Here is a 26,874-nt window from a genome sequence, read left to right as displayed (position 1 = left end):
TTAATTGTATAATAAAAGTATTAAATATAGTGCTTTTATATTGATAAATGTACTAAATAGCGTTATTTTAAATAGACCCTCTTTATAGCTGCCTGTGAACCACTGGCAGCTTTTTTTATGCCGTGCCTTTGGCTTTTTGAATACGTGCCCATTCACGTTTCACTGCCACTTGCGCGGTTTTTTTAGATTTATAAGTACGTACCAAAATTAAGGGCTGGCTTTGATCTCCCTCGGTTAACACCTGTGGTTTAGGTTTTGCCGAATACCAGGTTTTCACGCCTGTATAGGTCTTATAGTTTTTCGCCTTTCTTTGTCCTGAATTAGTCTTGGCCTTTTTCTCTTGCTCAATTTTAGTGGTGTCATCAAATAACACAGACACATCATCTGCATTGGGCAATTGCACCTCAAGCTCTATGCGAGTGGTATAGCCAGAAGACTCATTTAAATCATGGGTAATGGTTTTGCCGAGCCAAACAATTTCATCAATTTGTGCCTTTAAACCCACAAAAGAAAACTCTTGTTCCGGGAGTAAATCTGGTCGACCTTTTGCCAAGGTATAAGACAGCGAAAGCTCTGCACGTTTACAGCGTTTTAACTCTGCCAAAGCTGCTAGTTCAGCGGTTTTTTTATCCCGATGAATAAAGCGGATCTCTTTGGGGTTGTCGGTATGGCTGCCAACAACGACATAGAGTTTTTCACCCTTTTGAGGGTTGTGATAATAAGCTTTCACACATTCCACTTTGTCGTGACTTTGACCGTAAGCGTAGCTGTGCTGGTCACCATCAGTTCTGACCAATTCAACTGCGGGCAGACTTAATCCTGAACTGGTTTGAGCTTCACCAATCGGCAGTAGAAGCAGGGTGTTATTTTTGACTGTGGCAATGGCATCGTGTTCATCGGCTATGCGGGTCATGATGTTGGCATCGGAATCGTTCTGGTCGATGTGTGATACCAAACGGCTGCTTAAACTGGCATGCACCAATACCTTTAGACCATATTCAAACGACAATGCCTGGAATATTTCACCGACTGTTTGTTGATGGAAAGAACGTTCTCGCTTTTGTCTAAAGGCTTCGGCAAGGTCAGTACTTTCTGCCGAAATTCTAAGAACATCGGGTGCGCCAGAGTGTGAACCACCTGTGACCAGATAAGAACCTTTATAGACTAGACCTGTATCTGACCAACCGAGCCAGACTTTCATTTCGGCACCAACAGAAGGAATCTCTAACGCATGGTCACTGTCATCTAAAGTCAGATCAACACTGTCGGCCACCATGCCTCGGTTGTCTTGCAAGGTTAGTCCAATCAGCCGTGAAGCAAGGGTGGATGAAATATCAATGTCATTTACAGTAATGCGGTAAATGGCATGCGGGTAGTTGCTGAGGTTTGAATAGGGCGGTGTATTTGATGGAAGGAAGCTCATAGGAATAAGCCTCCTAAACTCAACAATGCCTGACCTGTAGGACCAATCAATTTTTTGGTGGTATCTTCTGTGATGGTTAGAGAAACACTGAAGGTGATTTTTCGGGTACCGCCATTATGGAAAAAGTTGGAACGAGTTTCCTGAACTTCTTTAATGACCACCAGACCGTAAATTTTGCCTGTGCCTTCAATCAGAATGTATTGCTTGCCTGTGTCGCCCATATTACGCAGCATATCCAACGAGTTTTGATAGCCCGTAATTTCAGGATAGATGACTCCAGATAAGTTAATGGTTTCTTCATCTTTCCCTGTGAACTGATACGCAGGGGTATTCCCGACACGGTTATTGCTTGGGTGCCGCCATGCAGTTGTACGTTGAAGCTCTTGATAAGCAGCGGTAGAAAGTTTAAATACGAATAAACCTAAAGCCATCATCATGTGTATTACTCCCGATCGGTCAACATACGACGAAGTTGAGCATTGCGCTGCCGATCACGCTGCTCTAAGGCTTGACGTACTTCATTGGCTGCATTGTGCAGTGGTCCTTGTCCACTGGTATTGATGTGGATTTGAATGCTGTCACTGTTGGTAATGCTGATACTTCTTGGGCTTTGAATGGCAGCAACACGTTGGAATTTTGGGGCTTGTTGGCTGCGGTCACTTTGTCCATTTAGGTGCTTTGCAGGCACAGGTTTTTCAGTGAGTCCAACGGTGTCTAGAAAGGGGCGTTTCATGGCTGAGCCGACAGTAGGCATGGAGGTATCGAAAATGCCGAGGGTTTGTTTGAACTGGGTTTGCAGTGCTGGAGTACGGTTATTTAGTCCAACTCCAATGCCATCGACAATATGACCACCCATACCTGCCATGACACGGCTGGGGGAGTGAATGTCCATTTTCTTGCGCATAAAGTCGGGCATGTAGTTATTAATTTTTTCCCATACGCCTTTAAGCCGATTAAAGCCAGATACGATCCCGTTAATTAAACCATCGACAATATTTTTACCAATACCGACCATACGGGAACCTAAACTCGTCAGAAAGGCCACAATGGCATTGAAATTGCGAATGATATAACCCAATGGGGTGACGGTAAGGAAAATAGTACAAAGTGCATTCCACGCGGTAGATACAATGTTTTTGATGCCACTCCATACGGCAGATGCTGTATTTTTAACGTTATTCCAGGCTGTAGAAATGATCTGACTTACAGTTGAAAACCCACTACTCACATAGTTTGATAACGTATTTACACCCGTCGAAACAGTACTCGTAATTTGTTGCCAAATATCACTGAAAAATCCTGAGATAACAGACCAGTTTGCAATTATGGTACGAGGAATACCGATGATCGGAACAAGAAGATTCAGCAAAGGGTTATTTGCAAAAGTGGTATCTACACTTTGAATAACACCTTTGATGTAATTAATGCCTGAGCTAAAAGCATTTTTTACACCTGTCCAAACTTGGTTAAACATTTGGGTTATTGGTGTCCAGTTTTTGTAAATAAGGTAGGCAGCACCTGCTACTACAGCTACAAGGGCCGTGATCGCCAAAATCATTGGGTTGGCAAGTAGCATACGTCCCGTTGTTAGGAAGGCGAGTCCAATCATTTTTATGGGTAACAACATGAGTTTGAGTGCTGTAGCTGCAATACCAGCTCCAGTGCCAACAGTGGCAATGGATAGTTTTAACATAGCCAGAGGACCGACCAGTGTGAGTACGCCTAAAGCTAATGCTGATACTGCACCTAGAAGGATGACACCTCCAACGGCTACCTTGGTTAAGCTCGCTGCGAGTATTGGGTTTTCTTTTGCCCAATTTGTAATGGTATTGGTGAATAAACGGGCTTTGGTGATGACACTGTTCAGTGGAGGAAGTAAGACATTGCCAATATCGATACCTAAAGCAGCGACACTGTTTTTGAGCAACTGAATATTATTGGCAGAGGTGGCTGCTCGAGCAGCATATTCTTTCTCCATAGAGCCTGCATATTGGGTTTTGTCAGCGACTAAACCAAGATTCTTTTCCAATGCACTCATGTTGGTGAGTAGCGGAGCGATGGCACTTAAGGACTCTTTGCCGAAGAGATCGGAAAGTACAGCAGCTTGTTTGTATTTTTCTAAGGTCGCAATTTTCTTGAGTACCATGAGGGTTGTGCCATTAGCATCTTGCTGCATGTCTTTTGCGACTTTACCGTAATCTAGACCAAGTTCTTTATAGGCTGCGATTTGTCCTTTCGTTGCAGACTCACCCGCGACTAAAGCCAGCATGGTGTTTTTAATCCCTGTTGCTGCAATTTCTTCTTGAATGCCCATGCCTCGCAAAGTTGCACCAAGAGCAGCAATACTGGAAGCAGCATAGCCACCCACTTCACCTAAAGGTCCAATACGTTGCACAATTTCCAAAATGCCTTTGGCTGCGGCAGGTGTGTTATTACCAAGATAGTTAATCTGGTCGGCAAGGGTGGTGACTTGAGCTTGTGACATACGAAAGGCCGTACGTAGCTCTGCCATGGATTGACCTGACTCTTGTGCTGAAATATCGAAAGCGACACCCATTTTCACGGCTGTTTCAGCAAAGGTGGTCAATTCCTTACTGGCAATGCCTGACTGTGCACCTGCTGCGACAATAGCCGCAATGTCTTTGGCTGCCATGGGCAAGCGTGTCGACATTTCGACAATTTCATTGTTAATGGTTTTGAACTCGGCTGCCGTGCCGTTAAAAACCTTTTTGACATCGGCCAAGGATGATTCATAGTCGATCGCCAGTTTGACAGGTACGGTCATGGTTGCAGTTGCAACACCTGCAACCATTAAGCCTTTTTTGGCGAAGTCTGAACCTTTTTGCAGGATGGCTTGGGTTTTGGCAAAACGCTTTTGAGCCTCACTATTTTTGTCTAGTTCATTGCGATGTTTATTTAACTCCATGGTGGTTTGGTGAATTTTGTCTTTCAGGGCACTTTCTTCATCACTTAAACGATCTACACCTTTGGACAGCTTATCGACATTCATTCCTGACTTTTGTAGGGCTTGGATATGTGACTGTAATTCACTGCGTTGAGTGGCTTCGGTGGATTTAAGTCGACGAATGCCTTGTTCAAGATTCTTGATTTTGTTGAGCTGAGTTTCTGTCAGTGTATTTCCACTTTTCTGCAAAGTTTGCAGTTGTTTTAACTCGCTACGGTATTCTTTTGCTTTATTGGCTGTAGCTTCTAATGCCGTTTGGGTTTCTTTATAACGGTTGATATTGCCTTGCTGATCTTGCAAGGCTTTAAGTTCGGTACGGGTTTGTTTGAAGGCGCTGCTGAGGTCATGTGAACCCCCAATAATCGCCTTCATAGGTCCTGTGATTCTGTCTTTTGCATCAAAAAGAACTTGTAAATTTAAGGTCGACATTGGTGGGTGTTACCTTTACTCGTGGGTTTGGTTGCGCTCTAAAGCCTTTTGGTGCCACATAAATAAATCGTTTAAACTCATATCTGCGAAGTCACGTGGCGACCAATGAAAGATCAGAGCGATGTTTGCGATGACATCTGGAATGCTGTCTATAACTGGATATCGGTCGCTGCACGCTGCGACTTCGGCATCAAAAAATAGATGATGTGTCCTGCAATTTGTCCCAGATCGACAGGGTCAATCAGTGGCATGGCTTCACGAGGGATTTGTGGCCAAACACATTTGGGAATGACTTGGCAAAGGGCATTTACATCAGAACGGTAAATGTCTTGTAGGGATAATCCCGCAAGTGCCACTGTGCCTGGTTTACGAATGATGACTTCGGTAATGGTTTGCCCACCGACTTGAATAGGAGTTTCAAGGGTGTATTTGGCTTCATTTGGGTTTTGAATAGCAGCGAGATTTTCAGCTTGTTGTTGCGTGGTCATGTTGATAATTTCCTGAATATGAAAAGAGTCCTACTGCATGATGCGATGCAGTAGGTAAGGCATTACAGTCCGCAGGCTTTGCGCTGCGCTTCTAAACGGTCGACACCATTGACGAATTCTTTCATCGCCAAAATATCAATTTCGATTTCTTTCTTGCCGTCGACTGTGAGCTTGTAATAGGTCCATTTGGTTTTGATGGTTTGTTCGGTGTCATCACCAGGCTTTTGTGTGCCCATGTTGATTTCTTCATGTCGACCGCGAAGTACCACTTCGACAGGAGTGACAGCACCCGTGTCATCTTGTTGGTAAGCACCAGCGAAGCGTAGCAAGACACCAGAGACAGAGGTAATGCCGTATTGACGAATTGAGGTCAGATTGAGTCCACCAACTTTCCATTCAAAGTCGATAGAGTCTTCAGACATACCTTGATCGATCGCGACTGGAGCATTCATGCCACCACCACGCCAATTCTCAAAGTTACGTCCTAGGGTGGGTAGGGTACATTCAGCGATTTCACCCACTAATGATTCAGCATCATTAAACAGGTTCAGGTTTTTAAGTTTGTTTGGTAGTCCCATGTGTTTTACTCAAATAAGGGGCGGACAAATCACAGCGTTATGCCGTGATCCGTGCGCCAAAATCTGCGAGGTAGTCGTCTGTGATCATTTGGTAAAAACCTAGATCTTCGAGAGGTGGAACAGGACCGTAGTCATAAGACAGACGGAATTTGCCTACTTTGAGGTTTTCAACAGGGTTCTTGGTTTCGTCATACCAGGCCTCACCACCCATGAGATAGCCGTTTGTCGTTAGGTCACTGAGTTTGGCGCGAATGCCTTCTATCAGGTCACTTGCTAATGAAGGATGCAATGGTTTATCGACAGCCCACATGTGTGCTTCGGCAATTGTGTCGGCAATAATCTGCGCGGTACGGGTATAGTTCTCGAATGGAAATAGACCATCAGTGTCGCAGGTACGTGAGCCCCAGAAGCGGAAGCCATCTTCACGGATCAGTGTGGTGATGCCATTTGAGTTGAGGTAGTCGGCATCGGTTCCTGTTTGTTGTAAGTCCCACCAGACGTCTTTGCTGATACCCACCACGCCATTAACTGCAACATTGGAAATGACTTTGTGCCAACCTGTCAGGTTGTCGATTTTGGCACGTAGACCTAGCGCATAAGCCACAGGGGAAATGGCTTCGTTTTTGGATGTTTCAGTGTTGAAGCGAATGAACTGCGGCCAGATGAGCATAAGCTCGCGGGCAGCAAAGGATTCACGATAAGCCACCACTTCTTCTTTTGTTTCGCAGCCATAGGCGTATGCATAAGCAAATGCGCGTAGCTTTTGTGCAGTGCTCACAAGTGCAGTGGTCACAGCTTGGGTATCAAGTCCTGGTGCACCAATGAGGCGAGGGGTGACACCAAGTTTTGCTTTGGCTGTAAGCAAAGCTTTTAAGCCTGTGTATCGACCTGATGCCGTGGTGGTGCCAATGACAAGCGAGCTTTGTTCTGCTTCGGCTTGTGCACTATCTACACGGACTACCACCACGGTGGTGTTAGTCTGATCGACAATTGCTTGTAGTGAAGATTTTAATGTACCAAGTACGCCAGCTTTACCAATTACACTTTGGATATTGGTGACAAGCACAGGTGTATTTAGTGGAAACAGCGTAGCGTCGGCATCTGAAGCAATTGCAATTAAGCCGATAATACTGGTAGCCACCGTTCGGATGGAACGTGTACCGTTATTGACTTCTGCAACTCGGACACCGTGGTGATATTCATCTAATGCCATAGGGCAACCTTTTGTTGATGTTCTAGTTCAACAAAAGGCTTGCATATAAAACCCCACGTTTTAAGCGTGGGGTTTTGTAAGAGGGTATGCTACAAATTCGAATTTAGAGAGTAGAGGCATAAAACCACATTTCATCGACTTGCTCAGCAGTTAAATTCAGAAATCCAAGCATATATTGAACAGATTGATTACTACGTTCGAACCGTTCTGATTCGTTGTATTCAATTTGAATACGGGTCTTAAGCGTTGGGTCTTCAATTGTATTGATAGTCTGCTCGACGGTTTCGAGTAGGTTATTTTCCAATAATGCCAATTTAAACTGTCGACGAGTCAGGGAGTGAAATTGAGCCAGTCGAAGCTGTTCTTTTTCTACATCACTGAGATAGTTTTGCGGATTGAGATGGCGGTCAATTTCATCTGAAGTCATTGCTACAAATTCATCAGTAATTAAATCATCTTGTGAACCATCTGCTTCGAATGCATAGACTTCACCTGTAGGGTTTTTAAAGTATTTCATTAACGTAACTCCAACCAGGTTAAAATTCTTTGATCACCACTACCTTCAATCATGTATGTATCACCATTAGGAATAATCAAGTTAATCCAACCCCATGCAGCAGCATCAGCGATAAAATGTTTAGTTCCATTTAATGTAATGTAGCCATCATCAAAATTTGCATTAATAAAAAGCTGGATTGGTCGACCTATTGTATTTGTATATGTTGTTCTTACCGCTCTATTTAATTTTACATCTTGCCAACTTTGACTTACACCGATTGCATTATTTGCTGTCGTCGAAATTGTGATATTTCCAGAGCCATCGAAATCGGCATTACCTGACACTGCACCTGAGAGTGCGATGTTTCGTGAAGTTTTAAGTCTAGTTGCAGTACCGGCATTTCCACTCACATTCGCTGGATCTATTTTGATCCATGCTGACCATTCTCCTCCATAAAAACGACGATAATAAGTGATTCCATTGCTATCGTATGGTGTAAACCATTGTGAACACCCTGCACTTTTTTCTACTCTCAGCGAAAATGCATTTTGCTGAGGAACATTGGATATTTGATTTGCAACCGCATCAGCAGGTTGATAAAAAAATCCTGTTGTTTGATAGTTATTTAAATTTGCTTCAGCAGGGATGTAAAAACTTACAGGAGGAATATCAATATCTAAACTCGCATCAAAAGCCACGCCATTGATCATACGCGGATTCTGTAATCGACCATCAAAGATGCCATGAAATAGAGCTTGGGCAGCATATCCATAAAAATTATCTGCATAAATCGAATTACTTGTATGAATAGCACCCTTAGCATAAATACCATTTTCTGGGATTTTAGTTGCGTCAGCCCAAACATTTGAAACAAGTATTCCGCCAACTCGAATACGACGTGCTTTTGCATCATTTAATGACGCAAATGAAACATCTTCATTGCCCCAAATTTTATCTGTAATCACAGCAGGAACGGTTAGATCTCCAGTTAGCGAACCGCCAGATAATGGCAACTTTGAGTCATCTCGTGTTCCAATCACTCGCCATTCAGACCAAGATGCGCTATTTCCATTAACATTCCAGCTCTGACGAATCGCTAGTGTTCCACCGTTAGCACCTGAAGCTAGATGCGGGTAATAAATTTGGCAACATGTGCCACCACTTCTTAAGACAACTAAAACACCATAGCTATATAATCCAGCTACACTGTATTCAGAAACTGTATATTTCCCATCACTTAAGGCCAAATCAAGTTGTGCTGCGGAAGAAATGTTGCCCAGATATCGAAGTGGTGCTTCAATACTGATGTCTTGGGTACCATCAAAATCAATGGTATTAATTTTACGAGCATTTTTTAATTTAGTGGAAGTCGCAGCATTTCCAGAAATATCAGAATCTGTATACGCCAGCTCTTTTTTATTTAAAAAATCAATAGTTCCATTTTCACGAACTACACAACTAATAATTCTTGTTTTTCCTGTTGTGACATCATTACCAATTATAAAAGTTCCCCCTGTTTTCATGGAGGAAACAAATCCTACTGAAAATTGGGGGAAGAATTTACCTTGTTCATTATCAAAAAAACCCACCGTTTTATCTGCATAAAATGAGATAAAATCATTATCGTTATTATAAGAAGACTGTGAAACTTCAAGTTTTTTTGCAGCAGCCGCAGTTGCATCTTTTTCAAGTTTATTAAGTTGTAAATTTCTACCCTGTTTTGCTGTTAAAGCTTTTGTTGGATCGTCACTTACTAGATCATCTATAAGCTGCACAATACCGGTTTGGTTTACCGAGGCTGAACGTATTGACTGTTGAGAAATTGCGGTAATTTGACCAGCAGCATTTACTGAAATCTGCGGAATCTGAATTGTTGAAGCATAAGATCCAGCAATCACACCTGAATTTGCCAAAGTTAAAATACATGATGAGTTACCAGAGCCATCATAATTAAATGAGCCAGTTGCTCCACCTGAAAAACTTACTGTTCGCGCGGTTACAAGCTTTGATGCTGAAGCGACATTACTATTGATATCAGCATAGTAAAACCATGCTGTATAAACCCCATCAGTGGGTGCTGATCTTATAGCAAACTTCCCACTTCCATATCCATAGGCTACCTGAAGTTTACCGGGCATATCTTTTTTATATGTTGCTTTTGTTTCAACATAAATAAAAGTTTCTCCTGCAAATAATGGAGCCTTCGTAAGATTTAAGGATGATTGAATTAAACAACGAGAGCCTAATGGCAATTCATCGAATGAAGTAAAGAATTGTTGACTAGAAATATCTTGATAATAGTCTACATCTCGGGAATGAGCATCTTTAAATGAACTACCAATCTGTACTTTATAATCTTGTAAACTTTTTCCCTGTTTTGCCGATAACGGTCTTGCTGGATCATCTGTCGTTAGATTATCGACTATCTCATTACGTCGAATATAGTTTTTATTTACCCAATCACGAGTTGCATATATCAATGAATCATCGAGATAAAGAGCTATAACTTCAGCATTTTGAATATTAATAACAAGTTTAAGGGCAATTTCCCGTGCACCACCTTCGTCAGCTAATGGTTTGTACGTAGGCGGATAACTTGCATTGACCACTAAGGTTGAACCTGCATAAAGCCCTAGTTCACGTATGTAAAACCCCCCTGTAGTTGTAGGAATGATAGCTTCACAGACAATTTGATTGGTATTGTTTGGATTGATCTCAACGACATTAAGAGCAATACGAGCTTTTTCATTCACTAATGCAGTTCGCGTTTCTGAAGGCGTAGGCACTGAGCCATTGCCATCGCCAACCGCAATGTGAGAATAGTTGATTTTATTGTTGAGGGTTGCACTTGCAATCAGTGCTTTACCGTTGTTGGTTAAAATACCTTTGTAGGTTGCTGCCATATTCTACTCGACATAAATTGTGACTGTTTCCGCGCCATGAGTGCCGACAGCAACTCGCGGAATACAGATGGGTTGAACGTTAATAACTAAATTGGTGAGGTGCCGACTAGCAGGCTTTGCATCTTTTACAAGTCGATTCACTTCGGCATAGGTATCTTCTGTAAGTTCCAGACCATTGAGATCTAGTTCTAAGGTGAAAGTTCCTGGTGTACCCATCGGTATGGCTTCAAACCATTCTTTAAAAATGCACTGATAGCCAAACTGTGCCAGTACTTCACGAACTGCCTGACGAGTACCTTTGATTTGATGTTGGCGAAAGGATTTTTTAATCAGTTGACGCTGTAAAGAGGGTTGCCAACTGGTATCCCATGAGTCGACTGAATATTGCCAAGCAAGGAAAGACAGGAATGAATCTGGTGCGTCATCAATTGATGTCAGCGTTTTGATTGCTACGGGTAATGCACTATTTTGTGATGTGACTGCTGTGACATTTCGCTCAAATTGAGTGCTATTCGGAGGAAGTAATTGGCTCATTCAACCCCTCCGATCGTTACTGAAATATTAGTGCAATAAGAGGCTTGTTCTGGCGTTAATACCACATCGGTAAGGGGACTAATTAACTCGACTCGATTTACTCCATTAATATGTAAAGCTGCATAAATTGCAGATATACGAATAGAACGACCGAGCCGTTTTTGTTTGGTGGCATAGGCAGTCACATTAGCCATTGCTTGTTGCAACAGCGTCGCCGCTTCTGGGTCTTTACCAATGTAGAGTTTGGCATTAATGGCATAGTTAACAATCGATGCCGACTGAACGGTGACCCGATCTCCAATAGGACGGACATCTTCTGCGGTCACCGCATTTGTGACAATTTGAATCAGTTCTGGAGAAGCAGCTCCAGTTAAAGAGTCCGCTTGTAAAATGGTTAAAGTGACATAGGCAGGTTGAGGTGAAACCACTGAAACATCACCCACACGACCATCGGCATCACGCGCAAATTTTTTATAAGCAGCTTCAGGACCTGCAACGGATAAGGTATCAAAAGCCAGTTGAATCCGTTCACGGAAAGCATCGTCTGATTCCATGACAGCTTCAGTTGGTGGTGTAGTGGAATTATCGGCTGGAGAAACAACTAGACGTTTAACATTGAAGTTAGCGCCGAGTTGGTCTAAATCATTTTTTGTTGCATAAGCCAATAACAGGGCACGAGCGGCCTGATTAATCCGATTCCGTAAAATCATTTCCCGATAACAGTTTTCTTGAACCAGTTTAACCAGAGGTTCACTTTCACGTGTCAGTGTTTGGCGAATAGAGGGTTGCTCTTCGCTTGGCCAGAGCTGAATAAGTGCTTCTTTACGCTCGGTATATAGAGCTTCAAAGTCAATTTCTTCGATGATATCTGGTTGAATCAATTGCGAAAAATCAACACTCATAGCGAAGACCCGTAATTTAAAGGAATAGAGAGTTTCTTGGTTTGATCTGTACCGACGAGCTGCATTTCTAGGTCAATCTGGAAGCGACTATCTTCGGCTTTGGAAAACTTGGCACTGGTCAGTTTGACTCGGTCTTCCCAAGTCATAATGGCTGTAGCACTGGCTGCCATGACTTGCAGACGGACAGCATCATTAAAGGGTTGGTCAATCAGTTTAAAAATCATGGAGCCATATTCACGACGCATAACCCGACTCCCAATTGGGGTGAATAGAATGTCCTGAATAGATTGTTTGATGTGGGGAATCACATCAAGGCTTTGACCAGTTTCACGCGACATCATGCTTTGGATACTCCTGTATCAGAGCCACCCGCTTGAACCCCGCCATGTTTATGATTTTTCAGGCTAATGCTTCCAGCTTTCACATCGGCTTCGGTACTAAAGTTACCTGAAGAATGACTGCTGCCTTGAACGAGCTGGCTACCGCCTACGGTGTTATTGCCAGTCATTGCGGTGCTGCCATTCACTTGCAGATTTCCATTGATGGTGGTGTCACCATTCACGGTGATGCCCCCAGTTGCGGTGAGAATGGCAGTACCGCCATTGGGAAGAATTGCCTGTAAGGAATGGTTGGCTGTGTCATAGCTGATCATGGCACCATCTTCATAAACTCTTAATTTGATGTTGGGATTCAATGACGGAGTGGGAAAAGCTTCATTATTTAAACCCACCAAAACAATGCCGAGCGTCAGCTCACCCGTAGGGCTAAAGACCACACATTCTTCATTGATACTGGGTAAGTCATGGCTAAGGTCTGCACCTGCACGCAGATTGAATAGACGTAATTCATCAGTCACGATGTCGCCTAGATCGACAGTGACTGTATGAAAAGGTTTAGCAGGGGTAACGCTTTTAATTCGACCTAAACGGATCAAATTTTCTAAGCGACGATGGATTTCAGCACTCATGTGCCTACTTTGCGTTAAGGCTGCGTGTCTTGCATTAATGGCATTTTGTAAGAGGGGATACTACAAAGAGAACTTCTTCATTTTAGCGACAAAGTTAAGTCTTTAAATGTCGCATCACAGCGTCTTCAATTAACTGAATATCGCTTGCTGTGAATCCCAACAGTTCACGTTTGGGGTAGGTAATTGATGGACCATTTTGGCTGACGCGAGCACGTAAACCTTCTTGGTGAATACGAGCCACAAAAACCACATTACTTAAAAAACCAACACTGACCTTTTCGGCATTAGAAAAGTTTCTAAAATATCGTTGGGCACGTAATTTAGTAAACATCTTGCGACGGATCCGTTTACCGTCTCGTAACCGTCTTGGAGTATAGCTAGAACCATCGGGATTAAGTTGAGCCGCAATCCGTTGTTGTTGGCTCTGTCTCAAATCTGCACCGACTTTTTTATTCAGTTTAGACATCTCACCATCACTGAGTTTATTCAGTAATGGTGTCAGGTATTTAACCAAATCATCTAAGTTTTCACGCATGGTTTAACTCACTGAGGTTTTTTTGCCAAAGGCATTTCAAGTGCAACAGTATTAGAAGGGTCAATACTGGTCCATGTTGCTAAAATATTGCCTTGCTCATCGGCAAGTTCACACTCGGTCGCTGGCAATGCTGGTGAATATTGAGGTTCATCAGGATAAGAAAAATTGAAGCTGCCGTTGTCTTGTTTTTTAATAATCACACGTTCTGTCAGCTCAAATTCAAACATCACATCGGCTTTGTCATTGTCCAGAAATTCAGCTTCAAACTTCACAGCATTCTTGTTCTTCTCTAAATTGGCGAGCAATTCAGACTGATTCACCCGCAGCCATTGAAATAGTAAAAAGGCAATCAAGTCGGGATCCCCCGTGAAGTCCTGAATAATGAACTTCACTGGTGAAATGCTTTCCATGCCGTAGCCGTTGGCAAGGATAGAACGATAGCGACCGCTTTCAATATGCATGCTGAGTTTGTCTGGATTATCCTGAAGAAACTTCAGATGGCTCACCAAATACTCTCGAAGGTTATTGGGCTTTTTCATGCTGCATTGCTCTGATAGCTAGGATCCAGGCGGTTCATAACGCGAAGAAACTTGGTGTCATAGCCGAGTTTTTTATAATTGCGACCGTTATACAGACTAAATACAGCATCCCAGTTCTCCTGGCGTAATGCCTCCAGTAAAGTCCACTTTTTGCCAGCGACCGTACCTGACTTGAACTCGCAGAAACGTAGAAAAGCTTCAAACTGTAGGCTTTCACTTTGATAGTGCTGTTTGATAAATTCTTGTACAGATGAATAGCCAAGGTCTTTCCAGTTTTCACCCATCAATTGGAAACGTCCCCAAGAAGCAGACATCAAGGCACAGTCTTCATCAATTTGTTTGGCCAAAGCCAAACGGGTGTATTCAGCCGCATTACCATGATAGCCACCAGTCTGAGTGTTCACGATATTGGGGTACTGCTTCATCATTTGGTCAGCAAAGTCTTTTCCACATTTCTGGTTGAGGTAAAAATACATACGGTGACGTTCAAACAGAATCTTTGGTCGACCATCAGGCAAGTAACCATCACCAAGTGTTTCAACTTCGGCAATTGCGCGAATGACAATTTCAGGGATATCTAGACGTTTTGCACCAGCCGTTAAGTCTGCATCTTTTAGATGTTTAGAAAGGTCTAGCCCTTTGAGCGCATTCAATGTTGCATTCCCAACAATACCATCCACTTTTATGCCGATTTTTTTCTGAAATTGAATCACGGCATATTCAGTGCTTTCACCAAAATCACCATCTACAGATAGCGACTTGTTATTTTTTCCCCTCATACCTTGTTTAATCAGGAGTCTCTGTAGCTCAGAAACGGCTGAACCTTTACTTCCAAACTTTAATAATTTCATGATGTACTCCAGATCAGTTTGGCAACATTACCGCGACTACGTAGCACAATCATGGCAAGTAATATGGCGAAGATGGCATCCCATAGGGTGACAGGATCTTTAAAGAAAAGAATGTGAACAGACTGCCCAAGGAATGAGGCAATCAACAATGCTGCGAGCCAAGAATAGCCACGGTGAAAAGGTGTTTCTTCACGACTAAAGCAGATAATCCGAACACCAGAAAAGAGATAAGCTAAAACAGCAATGGTTTGAAATAAGAGTTCGATCATGAGGCACCTCCACCTCGAAAAGTTTTCCAAATGTCAGAAAGTTTGGATGCCTTTACCCAATCTACGGCCTTCACCAAAATGAACAGAGAGAAGGTCGATGCAATCAAGGCAGCAGTGGCATCACTGGTGATAAAGGTTCGACTGGTAATTTCAGGGGCAAGTAAGTAGCCAATACCTGTCGAAAGCAGCATGGTGCGTAAACGTTGCCATGCCGATAAGTCTTTTTCATAAGTCGCAATAAATGCAGCACCCAATACAGCGCCCAGCAAGGCATTACCGTTAATAAAGGGTAGAATGGAAACAGCACTTAGACTGAGGGCTGTTGCGGTGGTGGTTGTAGCAGTTGGTTCAGGCATGCTTAATCCCATAAGTTAATTGTTTTTGTTGTCTGCTGTTGCGTAGGGATATCAGGCAAAATCACTTCTGTGCCCAGCGTGAGTATTGGTCCTTGTTCAGCCAGAGTAGGGTTATATTCCAATACAGTTTCTGTGACACCAGCAGTCCGACCGTAATAACGCCAGCAGATCAGATCAATCGTGTCCCCCTGAACAGACTTCACTTTTTTCATATCAATTCCACAGTACAGCGACTTGTCCCCAACAAGTCCCGAATAGCCCAGCGTAAGTTTCGTCGATGGTCATCAATGGTCGGTGCTAATTGTTCAGCCCGCTTCTGACCATCACTGGTGCTGTCATAGCTTCGATATTTTTCGTTAATGTCTGCGGCAATCGCTGAATGAACTGCCCGTAAATACAACAGTTCTGTGTTGGGTTTACCATCGATATTGGACGTAGCAAGTTCATTTAAAGTTGCTGCTTTCAATTTTAGTGAGCGTAGTTGGTCATTAATTTCCAATATGGCTGCAATTGCTGCATCTTTCAGGCGAGCATTAGAAACACTGCCATCTAAGCGCACGGATTCGCGGATCAGGTTCAATTTCAGATTGGGAAAGAAGCTATCATTCACAATCAGCTCATCTGGTGTGGTGGTTGGGGCATTAAAGCTAAAACCAGTCATCGTCATATCCTAGGTGGTCGGTGGATGATGGTTCAGAACAACAACTTAAAAGTTCTGTCATCCCCATCATGCCGACCAGGTGCGGGGGGCACAGGTTAAGAAGACGCAGCAGCTTGCTGTTCCTCTAATTGTTTGGCCAAGAGCTTTTCAGCACGATCAAGGTCTTGCTTACAGCCGACATTGTCTTTCTTGGCAATGGCTTTTTTCATGTACTCAATCGCAGGTACATAGTTCTCTACAGACAAGAAAATCTTGCCAATCGCGCAATACAACTTGGCGCGAATTGGGTCGTGCAGGTCATAGCTTTCAGTGAGCTGTTCCGCTTGAAGCAATATGTTCAAATCAAACACATCGCCCGCTTTTAGTTTGCTCAAAGCCGCATTGGCAATTTCTTCTGCCACAATGCTTGGGGTGTCACGACTGAATGAATCAGGCATATCTAAACCATGTGCTAAAGCAAACACGGCAATTTTTAAGCCCAAGTCAAACATGCCAGCATCTAAACACCACAGCATGATGGTGGTGACAATTTCATCTTCCACCTTTTGATTGGCAGCCAAAATACCTTCGACATAAGGCAGGTATTTGGGAATCAATTTGGCTTTTGCTTCAGCACGGCTTTCATCCGATTTAATGTGTGAAAGCAGTGATTTATCGTTTTTCAGTTCGGCCAGTTGAAGCAGGTAAACGGAAGCATCTTGGCGGGTTGCTCCAAAGGCATCCGCCTTTGCAGATTTTTCTGCTAATACGCGAAGGTAGTGATTACGTGCATGGTTCATAGATCACCTACAGAACTTCAATGTTTTCAACCAAAGCCACTTTTTCATAGGCTTCAATCACATAGTCTTCGTTGCTTGACTGATAGTCTGCAACACGGTTTTTCTCAGGTTCTTCACGAATAAAGCGACGTTTACCACCTTCTTGGTAGTAAATAGACAGGTTATCGAGAGAAGTGATCAAGAAAGCATTGTCTGGGAAGAAGGGAACGCGAACAGCAGGTAAGCCACCAATCTGTTTTTGACCTACCAAAACCTGACCTGCAAGCGTGTTCTGGTTGTCTTGGTCTTGGTTCAAAATGGCAAAGTTTTTATCGTTCAATAATGAACGACCACAAATCACCACAAGGTCAGTTGCATCTTGATGAACTTCATCTATCAAGCTATCAACTGACTGTTTGACCAAGGCATCCAAGTTTTTATAGTCACCAGAAGAACCAATGGTGATTTTTCCTGAACCCACTACAACTTCAGTCATGTTGCGTTCAGGGCTACGGGTACGAATTTTATGTAGCCAGCCTTCGTTGACATCTTGCAGCAATGGATTGGTGTTGCGGTTGGTGGTTGCTGCAATGCTTGTCCCATTCCAGCCAATCATGATGCGGTCTAAACCAATGGCTTTGGCACAGGCACCCGCCCATTTTTCAGGGAAGTCGGCAAACTTTGCCCAGGCATCAATTTTTGAATAGAGCAAGGCAATGTCAAAGTCTGTTTTTTGACAAGCATAGGTATTTGCCGATAAACCTGTCGGATCGGATGGATTACGTTTGGCATCACCTGTGGTATCGGTACGACCTGCAATGGTGCTATTTACAGAAAGACCAATGGCTTGACCTGTCGCTTCAACCACTTCAATGACATTGATACGACCCAGAAATTCGCTAGAGAGTTGAATCTTTTCTTCCAGCTTTTGTGCAGGTGTCGGGGCAACAGTGAACTGAACCGCTGCACTGTCCACTTCGTTAATGCGGGCAACTTCGCCCATGTAGTGATTAAACTTTTTACGTGTATCGTTACGCATGATTAAAGAATTCCGTGTTAATAAACAACAGCAGCATTACTGCCCGAATGCCCAGTGCTTTCAGGTCGCTTGTGATGATTTGGGTCAGGTTGATGATTGAATGAATCTGAAAGGGCGTTGTGCTTTTGTTCAAGTTCGCTGTACTTGGTTTGCAGCTCGTTGAGTTCCTGCTGCATTTTTGAGAAAGCCGTACTTTGTTTGCCAAAAGTTTCTGCAATTTGCTCGAGTACTTTTTTGACTTCGGTAAAGTTCAGTTTGGCTTCTGCGCCTTGCTGTTCAATTTGAGGAGAAAACAGGTCACTGAACTTCTGAACCATTCCAGCAAATAAGCCTTTGCTGTCATCTTCAAATTCAATTTGAGCTTCTTCAGCAATTGAGAAGGCATTTTTTTCTGCATTTTCACCAAACTTGGCAACCATGCTAGAAAAGCTCAATTTTTCAGTGCCGATAGAGGCAGGGGAATCGGTCACAGCCAAGCCCACCAAATAGGCCTCGCCTTTGCCTTGGAAGTTCGGATCAATTTCAATACTGGTGAAAATCTTCTGGCGCTTTTTATTCATTTCCACTAAGTCAGCAGTTGCATCAATTTGTGCAAACAATGCCAGCTTCTTTTCACCGTTAATGTCGACTTCTTCGGCTTTTGCAGCAAGTACATCACCATAAGCACGGAAGGAAGAATCGGGCATGACACCACGTAAGTGTTCAACCCAAATACGAGCGCCATATACAGACTGGTTGTAATTTTTTGCAGCTTGTTCAATCCAAGAGCGTTCAATCACGCGCTTATCAATAGTTTCTCCTTCGACTGCAACACGAAAGAACTTAGATTTATTTGTCATGTGTTTAACCGTTCTGGAATTTACTCATCAAATAATGAGCATCATTAAAAGTCCGACGGCATTAGTAAATAAATTGGATTTGTAAGAGGGGATGCTACAAAAAGGAAGTATGATTTGAGGGAATGGATTAAGGAAAATTCACACAAATGATGTAGAAAAATTAACACGTCACTCTAGAGGTATGAATTACAAAATGATCCCAGTTTTTTTATAAGAAAAAATAGACCAAATAGTTAAATTTAAAAATAAATTGAAACAATCTCATATACAAACTGTGATCAGTTCTACTTTACAGCCTAATATCAGAATGCTAATAATCATAATGATTTACTTTAGAATAAATAAATCACTTAAAGGAGACCTAAAGTGATGAATAGAATAGATTTAAAGTTAATAAAAAACGGTACGGAAGAAGAGTTTGTTTTAAAAAGTTGTATCGTTGAGTCAATACTGATCACCAGTAAAGATATAAATACACTTGTAGAAGAGGGGGATTTTCTTCACCATTCATTGCCCGATGGAATTGTTGAAAAGTACCTAGTCGATGAAGTAATTTCAAATACGAATGAACCTCCTCATTACGAGATTTATGTTTCAAAACTGAATTAAATTACTTATTAAAACTGTCCATAATGCTCAGATGATGAAAATTATCTGAGCATTATTTTTTTTTGGAATTTTCACAAGATGTTCTTTAAGAAATCCTTTTGTAAGAGGGGATGCTACAAAATACAAAGAATGATCGGTGCGATAAAAACTGAATAATAAGCACAAAAGCAAAAAGCCAAGAACGGCAATTCTTGGCTTTTTTATTTCCAACCCTTAGTTCAAGTAAGGATCAAAAATATGAGTCATAACAATACTAAATTTTTAGTTAAGTTTCTAGGAGCGACAATGGAAGCCATGAACTTAAAACCAGAAAGTTTTGTGAAAATATTCTGGAATCTCGCTTTTATCGCAATAGCCCTGATGGTGACGAAAACACTTTTAACGATAGTTTTATTTTATGTAGGGCTTCCACAATGATGGAAAAACTAGCTAAAAATAAGGAATTACGTATTTGGACGTATATCCAGTTTGCCTACATTTTACTTGGCATTTTAATTACCCAACTTGCTCCAATCCTTACAGCTATTGCCAACGTTATCCAAACTCTTAAATAAATCCTCTTTGTAAGAGGGGATGCTACAAAAGCGAAATCAAGCATTGTGCAAAGTGCGTTGCTTTAATTGGCGCATGAATACATTTGACACCGAACGCTTCGAGCTAACTTTCGACAACCGAGTAAAGGCAAAGTTCCTTTACTGGATGGGTTGGCGTATTAGCAGTATTGCGGAATACCTACAGGAAAATGAAAAGACCGTTCACTCATGGAAAGCCCGTGACGAATGGGACAAAGATGCACCTGAAGGAATTGCAGCACAGGCACTCGAAGCCCGTTTGTGTACCTTGTATTTATTAGATAAGAAAACACCAGGCGATTTTAAAGAAATCGACCTGTTAGAACGTCAAAAAGACAAATACGCACGACGCGAAAAATACCTGACCGATGGCGGTAATGAAGCCGACATTAACCCAAAAATTCAAAACCGTAATGCCAAACCGAAAAAAATGCCGAAGCGTAATCTCATTACTCAGGCAATGATTGAAAAGGTTCAGGCAGATTTTGAAGAAGGGCTGTTCGATTACCAACGCACATGGTTCAAAGCCAAAAATCAGCGTTCACGTAATATCTTAAAAAGCCGCCAAATTGGGGCAACCTATTACTTCGGGCGTGAAGCCTTTGTCGATGCCATTACAGGCGGGGGCAATCAGATTTTCCTTTCTGCTTCCAAAGCACAGGCACACGTTTTCAAATCCTACATTAAGTCTTTTGCCGCAGAGTCGATTGATCTCGATTTACAAGGCGATCCAATCGTACTGAACTTTGAAGAAGGTCCACCTTCAGAACTTATATTCTTAGGCACCAACGCCAAAACTGCTCAGGGCTTCCACGGCAATTTTTATTTCGATGAATACTTTTGGGTGCATGGCTTCCAGACTTTACAGAAAGTTGCCTCTGGTATGGCTATGCATAAACGTTGGCGCAAAACCTATTTCTCCACACCATCTTCAAAAAGCCACGAAGCCTATAACTTCTGGACAGGGGAAATCTTTAACAAAGGTAGAGCCAAAGACAAACGGCTGAATATTGATGTCAGCCATGAAGCCTTAAAAGATGGTCGACTCTGTGAAGACAAAATTTGGCGACAAATTGTCACTATTTTAGATGCCGAGCGCGGTGGCTGTGACCTGTTCGATATTGATGAATTACGCTTTGAGTATTCGGCAGAAAGTTTTGCCAACTTGCTCATGTGTATGTTCATGGATGATGGGCATTCAGTCTTTCCACTATCAGTCATGCAACCGTGCATGGTGGACTCATGGGTACTGTGGGATAGAGACTTTAAACCATTAGCCCTTCGTCCATTTGGCTATCAGGAAGTATGGGTCGGTTATGACCCTGCCGAATCGGGCGACACCGCGGGTTTAGTGGTGATTGCACCGCCATCTATCAATTATTCAAAATTCCGCCTACTTGAACGTCATCAATTCAAAGGGATGGACTTTCAGGCACAAGCGGCTTACATCAAAAAAATCTGTGAAAACTACCGTGTGACCTACATTGGTTTAGACATTACAGGCATGGGAACAGGCGTTGCCCAACTGGTACGCCAGTTCTTCCCGGCACTGACCACCTTTAGCTATTCGGTCGAAGTTAAAACCATGCTGGTACTGAAAGCGATGGATGTGGTGCATCAAGGTCGTTTTGAGTTTGATGCAGGCTGGACTGATGTTGCACAAAGCTTTATGGCAATTAAAAAGACCATGACTGGATCAGGTCGTCAATTCACTTTTGAAGCCACACGTTCGGAAGAAGTCGGGCATGCCGACCTTGCTTGGGCGTGTATGCATGTCTTTGCCAATGAACCACTGGAAGGGCGTAACGTCCACAATACTGCTGCAATGGAAATATTCTAATGTCTGAGACTCAAAACTTGCCTGTTGTGGCACAAAACAATGGCATTCAAGCCTTTACCTTCGGTGACCCTGAACCTGTTTTAAATACGCATGACTACATGAGCATGTTTCAGGTGTACTGGAATGGTACTTACTATGAACCGCCAGTGAGTTTAGAGGGTTTGGCAAAGTCTTTCCGTTCTACGCCTTATTTGTCGACCGCCATTATTTATAAGCGTAATCAGTTGGTTTCTGCTTTTAAGCCTAACAAGTTGATGTCTTCTAAATCATTCGAACAATTGGTTATGGACTTTTTGGTGTTTGGAATGGGCTATGTAGAAGCCATAAAAAGTCGCTCTAACCAAGTGGTGCAGGTAACCACGCCTTTAGCCAAATACATGCGACGTAAACAAGACCCGAAAGAATTTTTAATGATTACGGAAAACTGGAAGTATCACCATTTTGAGCGAGATTCAGTTTTTCAGGTACGTGAGTGCGATATTAATCAGGAAGTGTATGGCACACCTGAATATTTGGCGGCTTTGCAGTCTGCTTGGTTGAATGAATCCGCGACTTTGTTCCGTCGTAAATACTATAACAATGGTTCTCATGTTGGGTTTATTTTGTACCTGACCGATCCGCAGCAGAATGAAGACGATGTAAACAATTTACGTCAGGCACTCAAAGACAGTAAAGGACCAGGGAACTTTAGAAATCTGTTTTTGTATTCACCGAGTGGGAAGCCCGATGGTATTAAGTTGATACCTGTGTCGGAAGTGGCAGCCAAGGATGAGTTTGCACATATTAAGTCCATTACGCGGGATGACATTTTGGCGGCTATGCGTACACCGCCTCAGTTACTTGGCATTATTCCCAATAATACGGGTGGTTTTGGGTCGATTACGGAAGCAGAGCAGGTACATTGGAACTCGGAAATTATTCCGCTTCAGCACCGTATAGCAGATCAGGTGAATGAATGGGCAGGGCAGAAGCTCATTACGTTTAAGTCTTATGCTGAAGTAAGAGGCAAGCTTTTAAATGAAAAATGAAGAAGTCGTAAGGAGAATAAAAATGGAAATAAAGTTATCGCCATATTTAAGATTTTGTATTGGGACAGCAATTCTTTTGATTGCAGTAAGTCCATTTATTTGCGCGCTGGCTTATAGTTTTGGAAGATAAGTGAGATCGCAATGTATGGAGGCATCTGAGGTCTACAGGTAAAAGATAGGGTCCTACTCGTGCTAGGATTGTGAATCCGATCAATCAGTAGTTTAACGTGACTGTTATTAGCTTCTATGTGTAGAAACGCTAAAAAAACTAGACTTAAAGTATAGAAATAATATAATTAAACTGCTATTTTTGGTAAAAATTACCAAAAAATGATTTATAAAAGGGTTGAAATTAATGTTAATACAATTTTCTGTTGAAAATTTTAGATCTATCAAGGGAGAACAGACGCTTTCAATAGTTAAAGACTCTTCAAATGAGATGTCTGAAAATTATTTTGAAACAGAAGCACCATTAGTACCTATGTTATTGAGAAGTTCTGTTATTTATGGAGCAAATGCATCAGGTAAGTCTAATGTATTGAAAGCATTAAAGTGCATGGCATCAATTGTTGAAAATTCAGCTCATAAAAAAATCAATAAGAATCTTCCTGTAGAACCATTTTTATTAGATTCGGTCTTTTCGGAGCAACCTACAACTTTCAGTGTAAGTTTTGTAGTGAATTTACCTGATGAAGAAACTGGAGAATTAAGACCAGTTCGTGCAGATTATGGTTTTTCTGCAAATAAAAAACAAATTATAGAAGAGTGGTTAAGTATTTATCCCAAGAAACGTGAACAAGCATGGTTTCATAGAGTTTTTGATGAGGATACAGAGGAGTATGTTTGGCTTAAAGAATCTAATTTTCTAAAAGGTGAGAAGAATACTTGGAAAAAAAGTACAAGAATAGATCAGTTATTTTTATCAATTGCAGTGCAGCTTAATAGTGAACAATTAAAACCTATTTATGAATGGTTTTCAGAGAGTCTAAAAGTTATTACTAGTGATAGATTAAACAATCAACCAGCTATTAGCTTTTGTAAAGAAAATGAAATACTGAAAAACTTAGTTATTGATTTTTTAAAACATGCTGATATTGATGTAGATGATATTGTTATTAAAAAACATAATATTAGTTTCGAGAATTTTCCAGATGAATTTCCAGATGAGCTGAAAGAAAAAATCAAAGAAGATTTTGAAGATCATTTAATGGCATATTTTATTCATACAGATGAAAATGGAAAAAGTATTAGAATTGAACTTGATGATGAATCTGATGGAACTCAAAAATTATTTGAATTTTCTGTATTAATATTTATTGCCTTATTAAAAGGATATATATTAGTAATTGATGAATTGAATAAAAGTTTACATCCAGACTTAGTTCGATACCTTATTAGTATTTTTAATTCTAGTGAAAATAAAAAAAATGCACAGTTAATTATAACAACACATGAAACATCAGCATTGCGTAAAGATTTATTACGTAGAGATCAAATCTGGTTTTGTGAGAAGAATAAAGATAAATCAACAACACTTTACCCATTAACCGATTTTAGTCCTCATAAGAATAGAGAAGATATTGAAGAGAGTTATTTATCTGGTAGATATGGTGGTAAACCAATTATCAATAAATTTAAATTCCCAGAAGATCTTGTAATTGAATTTGAGGAATAATCGAAGTGATACAAAGTCGAAGAAAAAATATTAATTTAGCAAGAAATGGTGTAAGAAGAGATCCATTTGATTTAATCCTTATTGTTACTGAAGGTGAAAAAACAGAACCACTTTATTTCAAAGATTTACGGTCTAAAGAAAAACTTTCATCTACAAATGTTGAAATCACAGGTGATTGTGGGTCTGATCCTGTATCAGTAGTAAAGCATGCAATAAAGCTATATGAAGAATCAGTTGCAGAAAAAAATCAGAGTAAGCTTTTTGATATAGCATTTTGTATTGTTGATAGAGATAAGCATCCTAACTTCTATCCAGCACTTCAAATGATAGATGAGTATAATAAGAAGTCAAATAAAATGATTCTTATACCCATAAAATCTTATCCTTCATTTGAATATTGGTATTTATGTCATTTAACCTATACTCGAGCTCCATTTGTTGAAACCCAACGGAAAAGTTCAGGTGATCTTTGCTATGACTTATTACAACAACATTGGAAAGAAAAACTCGAAGGAAGCTACGGGAAAGGTAAAGACAAAGTCTATTCTATTTTTGATGGAAAGAAGTTGTTAGATACGGCAATGATTCATGCGGAAAGAGCACTAAAAGATGCTGATTCTACAGCCGAAAATAATCCTTCTACAGAAGCTCATTTTCTTGTTTCATATCTATTAAATGTTAAAGAGGTTGGGTTGCAGGTCAAGTCTGTTTTAGATCCAATTTTTGAATTTTCTATTACTGTGGAACGTTATCTTCCTATCAATGATAATTTTGAGAAAAAACTAGGAAAGCTCCAATCTTTTCTGGATAGTATTAATAAAGAATATGAACCTCAGTTAGCAACTTTACTTTCTAATAGTAACAAGTTGACTAAAGTGAATATTTTCAGAATTAAGTTTATGAGACAGTATTTAAATGAGTTGCAGAACCGTCTAATATTGGGAATGGAAGAAATATTAGATGAACAAATTAATGAGGAAGAACAAAAAAAATGTGCTAACTCTTAAATTTCGCTAGTTTCCATTTAAAAAAAGGTGAGTTTCTGTCAGGACTCACCTTTTTTAATTCCAAAATAATTTCTACCACTTATTTGGGTGTTAGTGCCTTGATGACTTCAGCGGATGACTTGGCGACATCAGATGATGTTTTAAGCTGTTCAGTTACAATATTACCAATTTCATTTAATGTTGTTAGATCACTATTGTTTCCGAAATATTTTGGAATAAGTTCCTTACGAATATTCTTTTTATCTTTTTCCTCCAAATCAAATATATATGTTGGTAGCGCATCGAGTTCTAAACGTATACGTTGTGCTTGATCTTTTTTCTTCTGATAGTGTACAGCTTGCTTGATAAGAAAAGTGATTAGAGTAATTGAAATGAATATACCTGTTAATTTTAAAGCCCAATAATCATAGTTATCTATTTCTAAAATAGTTTTAAAATATTTTTTTTGTTCTAAAATAAATATTGAGAATAAAACTGTAAGTACGATTGTAATAAGAGCTAAACCTAAATATATATAAAAAGCGAGTGAGGACTGTCTTTCAGATTTTTGGTATACATGACTTGTTTTTGCATTTTTTAGCACTTCATTTAATCTTCTAAACTTATTGATTTCACTATTAAGTTCTTGCCAAACAGAATCATAAAAATTTTTCATTCCATTTTTATAACTAGAATGTATAGAATCGTAACTTTCCAACAGTGTAATAATCTCTATATAATGTGTGGCAAGTTCTCTGTCTTCTACTTGATCGTAATTAATTTTTATTAGTCCATTTTTAATAGTTTCAAGTAGATAGACTTCATTTGTAGTGAGATTCTCGATTCTATGTTTAAGACTATAAATAGTTTGATGTGGCGGGTAATTTTCTAATAAAAAATTCGGTTTCTTATTTATATAACTTAATATCTCGATTTTTAAGTTCTCTGCAGACTCTATTAAGCTTGGCTCAGGTTTAGCAAGTTTAAACCTGTCATTATTAAATTTTTCTTTTTTCTCTTCTTCATTGAAAAGCTTTCTATAAACTAAATCTTTGAAACTATCTATTAATTTTTTGATTATATTCGGAATGAATTTTTTTAAATAACGTACTTTTTTTATACAATATGAATTAAAGAATATAAGATCAATGATAAATATAAAATTAAGAATTGTTAATATCGCTAAGAAAGTTTTCATTATACGCTTGTCCCCACTTGACCCAGCAATAGTATCTAAGCTACTCTAAAAAGACCACCCACATGGTGGTCGAGATTGGCGTCTCGTTATTGATCTAATCGCGTGAACCCGCGTAAGCGGTTTTTTTACGCCTGTACTTCTTATGCCTAATTTTTAGCGTAAGATTTGTTATGGTGGGTTGTACGGTGGCAACTTCGGTTGCGCCGGATTGATTAGAT

30 protein-coding genes are annotated in these 26,874 nt (G+C 40.7%); 6 read left to right on the top strand and 24 right to left on the bottom strand.

The annotated features are described in order from the left end of the window. Positions 1–115 precede the first annotated feature (115 nt). The 23 genes from E0H87_RS01690 to E0H87_RS01580 form a co-directional block, all read right to left on the bottom strand. Positions 116–1,423, bottom strand: coding sequence for a contractile injection system protein, VgrG/Pvc8 family (locus E0H87_RS01690; protein ID WP_131321811.1), 1,308 nt, complete (start codon positions 1,421–1,423; stop codon positions 116–118). After that, positions 1,420–1,860 carry a phage tail protein gene (locus E0H87_RS01685; RefSeq protein ID WP_131321809.1) on the bottom strand — a complete coding sequence of 147 codons (441 nt, stop codon included), beginning with the start codon at positions 1,858–1,860 and terminating at the stop codon, positions 1,420–1,422. The genes E0H87_RS01690 and E0H87_RS01685 overlap by 4 nt, the downstream gene beginning before the upstream one ends. A gap of 5 nt (positions 1,861–1,865) precedes the next feature. Continuing rightward, the gene (locus E0H87_RS01680; protein ID WP_227547293.1) at positions 1,866–4,817 is read right to left on the bottom strand and encodes a phage tail tape measure protein; all 2,952 of its coding nucleotides are present in this window, start codon (positions 4,815–4,817) and stop codon (positions 1,866–1,868) included. A gap of 15 nt (positions 4,818–4,832) precedes the next feature. Further along, positions 4,833–4,940, bottom strand: a complete 108-nt coding sequence (locus E0H87_RS01675) for a GpE family phage tail protein (RefSeq protein ID WP_264757380.1) — start codon at positions 4,938–4,940, stop codon at positions 4,833–4,835. 26 nt (positions 4,941–4,966) lie between these two features. Then, on the bottom strand, positions 4,967–5,305 hold the full coding sequence (locus E0H87_RS01670) for a phage tail assembly protein (protein WP_131321807.1): 339 nt from the start codon (positions 5,303–5,305) through the stop codon (positions 4,967–4,969). A gap of 62 nt (positions 5,306–5,367) precedes the next feature. After that, positions 5,368–5,883: a phage major tail tube protein gene (locus tag E0H87_RS01665; protein ID WP_044738546.1), complete on the bottom strand. Its 516-nt coding sequence runs from the start codon at positions 5,881–5,883 to the stop codon at positions 5,368–5,370. A 37-nt stretch (positions 5,884–5,920) separates the two neighbouring features. Beyond that, a complete protein-coding gene (locus E0H87_RS01660; RefSeq protein ID WP_131321805.1) occupies positions 5,921–7,096 on the bottom strand; it encodes a phage tail sheath protein in 1,176 nt (391 codons plus the stop codon). 103 nt (positions 7,097–7,199) lie between these two features. Continuing rightward, entirely contained in the window at positions 7,200–7,613 is a 414-nt protein-coding gene (locus E0H87_RS01655) for a hypothetical protein (RefSeq protein WP_131321803.1), read from the bottom strand. Continuing rightward, positions 7,613–10,498, bottom strand: coding sequence for a phage tail protein (locus E0H87_RS01650; RefSeq protein ID WP_131321801.1), 2,886 nt, complete (start codon positions 10,496–10,498; stop codon positions 7,613–7,615). The genes E0H87_RS01655 and E0H87_RS01650 overlap by 1 nt, the downstream gene beginning before the upstream one ends. A 3-nt stretch (positions 10,499–10,501) precedes the next feature. Next, positions 10,502–11,032, bottom strand: a complete 531-nt coding sequence (locus E0H87_RS01645) for a phage tail protein I (protein ID WP_131321799.1) — start codon at positions 11,030–11,032, stop codon at positions 10,502–10,504. Further along, a complete protein-coding gene (locus E0H87_RS01640) occupies positions 11,029–11,934 on the bottom strand; it encodes a baseplate J/gp47 family protein (protein ID WP_131321797.1) in 906 nt (301 codons plus the stop codon). Before E0H87_RS01640 ends, E0H87_RS01645 begins: the two co-directional genes overlap by 4 nt. Continuing rightward, positions 11,931–12,275, bottom strand: coding sequence for a GPW/gp25 family protein (locus E0H87_RS01635; RefSeq protein WP_044738540.1), 345 nt, complete (start codon positions 12,273–12,275; stop codon positions 11,931–11,933). The genes E0H87_RS01640 and E0H87_RS01635 overlap by 4 nt, the downstream gene beginning before the upstream one ends. Further along, positions 12,272–12,901 (bottom strand): phage baseplate assembly protein V, encoded by a 630-nt coding sequence (locus E0H87_RS01630; protein WP_131321795.1) that lies wholly within the window; start codon positions 12,899–12,901, stop codon positions 12,272–12,274. Before E0H87_RS01630 ends, E0H87_RS01635 begins: the two co-directional genes overlap by 4 nt. Before the next feature lie 94 nt (positions 12,902–12,995). After that, positions 12,996–13,436, bottom strand: coding sequence for a phage virion morphogenesis protein (locus tag E0H87_RS01625; protein ID WP_131321793.1), 441 nt, complete (start codon positions 13,434–13,436; stop codon positions 12,996–12,998). 8 nt (positions 13,437–13,444) lie between these two features. Continuing rightward, a complete protein-coding gene (locus E0H87_RS01620; protein WP_131321791.1) occupies positions 13,445–13,975 on the bottom strand; it encodes a phage tail protein in 531 nt (176 codons plus the stop codon). After that, positions 13,972–14,826, bottom strand: coding sequence for an N-acetylmuramidase domain-containing protein (locus tag E0H87_RS01615; protein WP_131321789.1), 855 nt, complete (start codon positions 14,824–14,826; stop codon positions 13,972–13,974). The genes E0H87_RS01620 and E0H87_RS01615 overlap by 4 nt, the downstream gene beginning before the upstream one ends. After that, a complete protein-coding gene (locus E0H87_RS01610) occupies positions 14,823–15,095 on the bottom strand; it encodes a phage holin family protein (protein ID WP_131321787.1) in 273 nt (90 codons plus the stop codon). The genes E0H87_RS01615 and E0H87_RS01610 overlap by 4 nt, the downstream gene beginning before the upstream one ends. Next, a complete protein-coding gene (locus E0H87_RS01605) occupies positions 15,092–15,451 on the bottom strand; it encodes a putative holin (protein ID WP_044738534.1) in 360 nt (119 codons plus the stop codon). Before E0H87_RS01605 ends, E0H87_RS01610 begins: the two co-directional genes overlap by 4 nt. A 2-nt stretch (positions 15,452–15,453) precedes the next feature. Then, positions 15,454–15,663, bottom strand: a complete 210-nt coding sequence (locus E0H87_RS01600) for a tail protein X (protein ID WP_131321785.1) — start codon at positions 15,661–15,663, stop codon at positions 15,454–15,456. Continuing rightward, positions 15,660–16,112, bottom strand: coding sequence for a head completion/stabilization protein (locus tag E0H87_RS01595; protein WP_131321783.1), 453 nt, complete (start codon positions 16,110–16,112; stop codon positions 15,660–15,662). Before E0H87_RS01595 ends, E0H87_RS01600 begins: the two co-directional genes overlap by 4 nt. A gap of 95 nt (positions 16,113–16,207) precedes the next feature. Continuing rightward, a complete protein-coding gene (gene gpM, locus E0H87_RS01590) occupies positions 16,208–16,891 on the bottom strand; it encodes a phage terminase small subunit (protein ID WP_131321781.1) in 684 nt (227 codons plus the stop codon). A 7-nt stretch (positions 16,892–16,898) separates the two neighbouring features. Next, positions 16,899–17,909 (bottom strand): phage major capsid protein, P2 family, encoded by a 1,011-nt coding sequence (locus E0H87_RS01585; protein ID WP_131321779.1) that lies wholly within the window; start codon positions 17,907–17,909, stop codon positions 16,899–16,901. 17 nt (positions 17,910–17,926) lie between these two features. Continuing rightward, complete coding sequence (locus E0H87_RS01580) at positions 17,927–18,748, bottom strand: GPO family capsid scaffolding protein (RefSeq protein WP_131321777.1); 822 nt, start codon at positions 18,746–18,748, stop codon at positions 17,927–17,929. Positions 18,749–19,117: 369 nt separating this feature from the next. Here E0H87_RS01580 and E0H87_RS01575 point away from each other — a divergent pair, with 369 nt between their 5' ends. The 6 genes from E0H87_RS01575 (at position 19,118) to E0H87_RS01550 (ending at position 25,479) form a co-directional block, all read left to right on the top strand. Next, entirely contained in the window at positions 19,118–19,357 is a 240-nt protein-coding gene (locus E0H87_RS01575) for a hypothetical protein (RefSeq protein WP_131321775.1), read from the top strand. Between the two features lie 237 nt (positions 19,358–19,594). Next, positions 19,595–19,774, top strand: a complete 180-nt coding sequence (locus E0H87_RS01570; RefSeq protein WP_131321773.1) for a hypothetical protein — start codon at positions 19,595–19,597, stop codon at positions 19,772–19,774. 210 nt (positions 19,775–19,984) lie between these two features. Then, positions 19,985–21,769, top strand: coding sequence for a terminase large subunit domain-containing protein (locus E0H87_RS01565; protein WP_131321771.1), 1,785 nt, complete (start codon positions 19,985–19,987; stop codon positions 21,767–21,769). After that, complete coding sequence (locus tag E0H87_RS01560; RefSeq protein ID WP_131321769.1) at positions 21,769–22,797, top strand: phage portal protein; 1,029 nt, start codon at positions 21,769–21,771, stop codon at positions 22,795–22,797. Before E0H87_RS01565 ends, E0H87_RS01560 begins: the two co-directional genes overlap by 1 nt. A gap of 355 nt (positions 22,798–23,152) precedes the next feature. Continuing rightward, positions 23,153–24,472, top strand: a complete 1,320-nt coding sequence (locus tag E0H87_RS01555) for an AAA family ATPase (protein WP_131321767.1) — start codon at positions 23,153–23,155, stop codon at positions 24,470–24,472. Positions 24,473–24,477: 5 nt separating this feature from the next. Further along, positions 24,478–25,479, top strand: a complete 1,002-nt coding sequence (locus tag E0H87_RS01550) for an RloB family protein (protein WP_165493924.1) — start codon at positions 24,478–24,480, stop codon at positions 25,477–25,479. Between the two features lie 79 nt (positions 25,480–25,558). Here E0H87_RS01550 and E0H87_RS01545 read toward each other — a convergent pair whose 3' ends face one another. Continuing rightward, complete coding sequence (locus tag E0H87_RS01545) at positions 25,559–26,656, bottom strand: hypothetical protein (RefSeq protein WP_131321763.1); 1,098 nt, start codon at positions 26,654–26,656, stop codon at positions 25,559–25,561. Positions 26,657–26,874: the final 218 nt, after the last annotated feature.

The organism is Acinetobacter sp. ANC 4178 (genome assembly GCF_004331175.1).
GTDB lineage: Bacteria > Pseudomonadota > Gammaproteobacteria > Pseudomonadales > Moraxellaceae > Acinetobacter.
Note: the sequence above shows the minus strand (reverse complement) of the source record. Positions and strands in the feature narration are given on the sequence as shown.

Bases quoted from the DNA above. Each gene is read 5' to 3' on its own strand.
- E0H87_RS01645 (WP_131321799.1), bottom strand. From the start codon at position 11,032: ATGAGCCAATTACTTCCTCCGAATAGCACTCAATTTGAGCGAAATGTC.
- E0H87_RS01660 (WP_131321805.1), bottom strand. From the start codon at position 7,096: ATGGCATTAGATGAATATCACCACGGTGTCCGAGTTGCAGAAGTCAAT.
- E0H87_RS01545 (WP_131321763.1), bottom strand. From the start codon at position 26,656: ATGAAAACTTTCTTAGCGATATTAACAATTCTTAATTTTATATTTATC.
- E0H87_RS01610 (WP_131321787.1), bottom strand. From the start codon at position 15,095: ATGATCGAACTCTTATTTCAAACCATTGCTGTTTTAGCTTATCTCTTT.
- E0H87_RS01605 (WP_044738534.1), bottom strand. From the start codon at position 15,451: ATGCCTGAACCAACTGCTACAACCACCACCGCAACAGCCCTCAGTCTA.
- E0H87_RS01560 (WP_131321769.1), top strand. From the start codon at position 21,769: ATGTCTGAGACTCAAAACTTGCCTGTTGTGGCACAAAACAATGGCATT.
- E0H87_RS01640 (WP_131321797.1), bottom strand. From the start codon at position 11,934: ATGAGTGTTGATTTTTCGCAATTGATTCAACCAGATATCATCGAAGAA.
- E0H87_RS01580 (WP_131321777.1), bottom strand. From the start codon at position 18,748: ATGACAAATAAATCTAAGTTCTTTCGTGTTGCAGTCGAAGGAGAAACT.
- E0H87_RS01630 (WP_131321795.1), bottom strand. From the start codon at position 12,901: ATGAGTGCTGAAATCCATCGTCGCTTAGAAAATTTGATCCGTTTAGGT.
- E0H87_RS01680 (WP_227547293.1), bottom strand. From the start codon at position 4,817: ATGTCGACCTTAAATTTACAAGTTCTTTTTGATGCAAAAGACAGAATC.
- gpM (WP_131321781.1), bottom strand. From the start codon at position 16,891: ATGAACCATGCACGTAATCACTACCTTCGCGTATTAGCAGAAAAATCT.
- E0H87_RS01665 (WP_044738546.1), bottom strand. From the start codon at position 5,883: ATGGGACTACCAAACAAACTTAAAAACCTGAACCTGTTTAATGATGCT.
- E0H87_RS01585 (WP_131321779.1), bottom strand. From the start codon at position 17,909: ATGCGTAACGATACACGTAAAAAGTTTAATCACTACATGGGCGAAGTT.
- E0H87_RS01620 (WP_131321791.1), bottom strand. From the start codon at position 13,975: ATGAAAAAGCCCAATAACCTTCGAGAGTATTTGGTGAGCCATCTGAAG.
- E0H87_RS01655 (WP_131321803.1), bottom strand. From the start codon at position 7,613: ATGAAATACTTTAAAAACCCTACAGGTGAAGTCTATGCATTCGAAGCA.
- E0H87_RS01625 (WP_131321793.1), bottom strand. From the start codon at position 13,436: ATGCGTGAAAACTTAGATGATTTGGTTAAATACCTGACACCATTACTG.
- E0H87_RS01615 (WP_131321789.1), bottom strand. From the start codon at position 14,826: ATGAAATTATTAAAGTTTGGAAGTAAAGGTTCAGCCGTTTCTGAGCTA.
- E0H87_RS01575 (WP_131321775.1), top strand. From the start codon at position 19,118: ATGAATAGAATAGATTTAAAGTTAATAAAAAACGGTACGGAAGAAGAG.
- E0H87_RS01650 (WP_131321801.1), bottom strand. From the start codon at position 10,498: ATGGCAGCAACCTACAAAGGTATTTTAACCAACAACGGTAAAGCACTG.
- E0H87_RS01565 (WP_131321771.1), top strand. From the start codon at position 19,985: ATGAATACATTTGACACCGAACGCTTCGAGCTAACTTTCGACAACCGA.
- E0H87_RS01690 (WP_131321811.1), bottom strand. From the start codon at position 1,423: ATGAGCTTCCTTCCATCAAATACACCGCCCTATTCAAACCTCAGCAAC.
- E0H87_RS01670 (WP_131321807.1), bottom strand. From the start codon at position 5,305: ATGACCACGCAACAACAAGCTGAAAATCTCGCTGCTATTCAAAACCCA.
- E0H87_RS01635 (WP_044738540.1), bottom strand. From the start codon at position 12,275: ATGATGTCGCGTGAAACTGGTCAAAGCCTTGATGTGATTCCCCACATC.
- E0H87_RS01600 (WP_131321785.1), bottom strand. From the start codon at position 15,663: ATGAAAAAAGTGAAGTCTGTTCAGGGGGACACGATTGATCTGATCTGC.
- E0H87_RS01685 (WP_131321809.1), bottom strand. From the start codon at position 1,860: ATGATGATGGCTTTAGGTTTATTCGTATTTAAACTTTCTACCGCTGCT.
- E0H87_RS01555 (WP_131321767.1), top strand. From the start codon at position 23,153: ATGTTAATACAATTTTCTGTTGAAAATTTTAGATCTATCAAGGGAGAA.
- E0H87_RS01595 (WP_131321783.1), bottom strand. From the start codon at position 16,112: ATGACTGGTTTTAGCTTTAATGCCCCAACCACCACACCAGATGAGCTG.
- E0H87_RS01570 (WP_131321773.1), top strand. From the start codon at position 19,595: ATGAGTCATAACAATACTAAATTTTTAGTTAAGTTTCTAGGAGCGACA.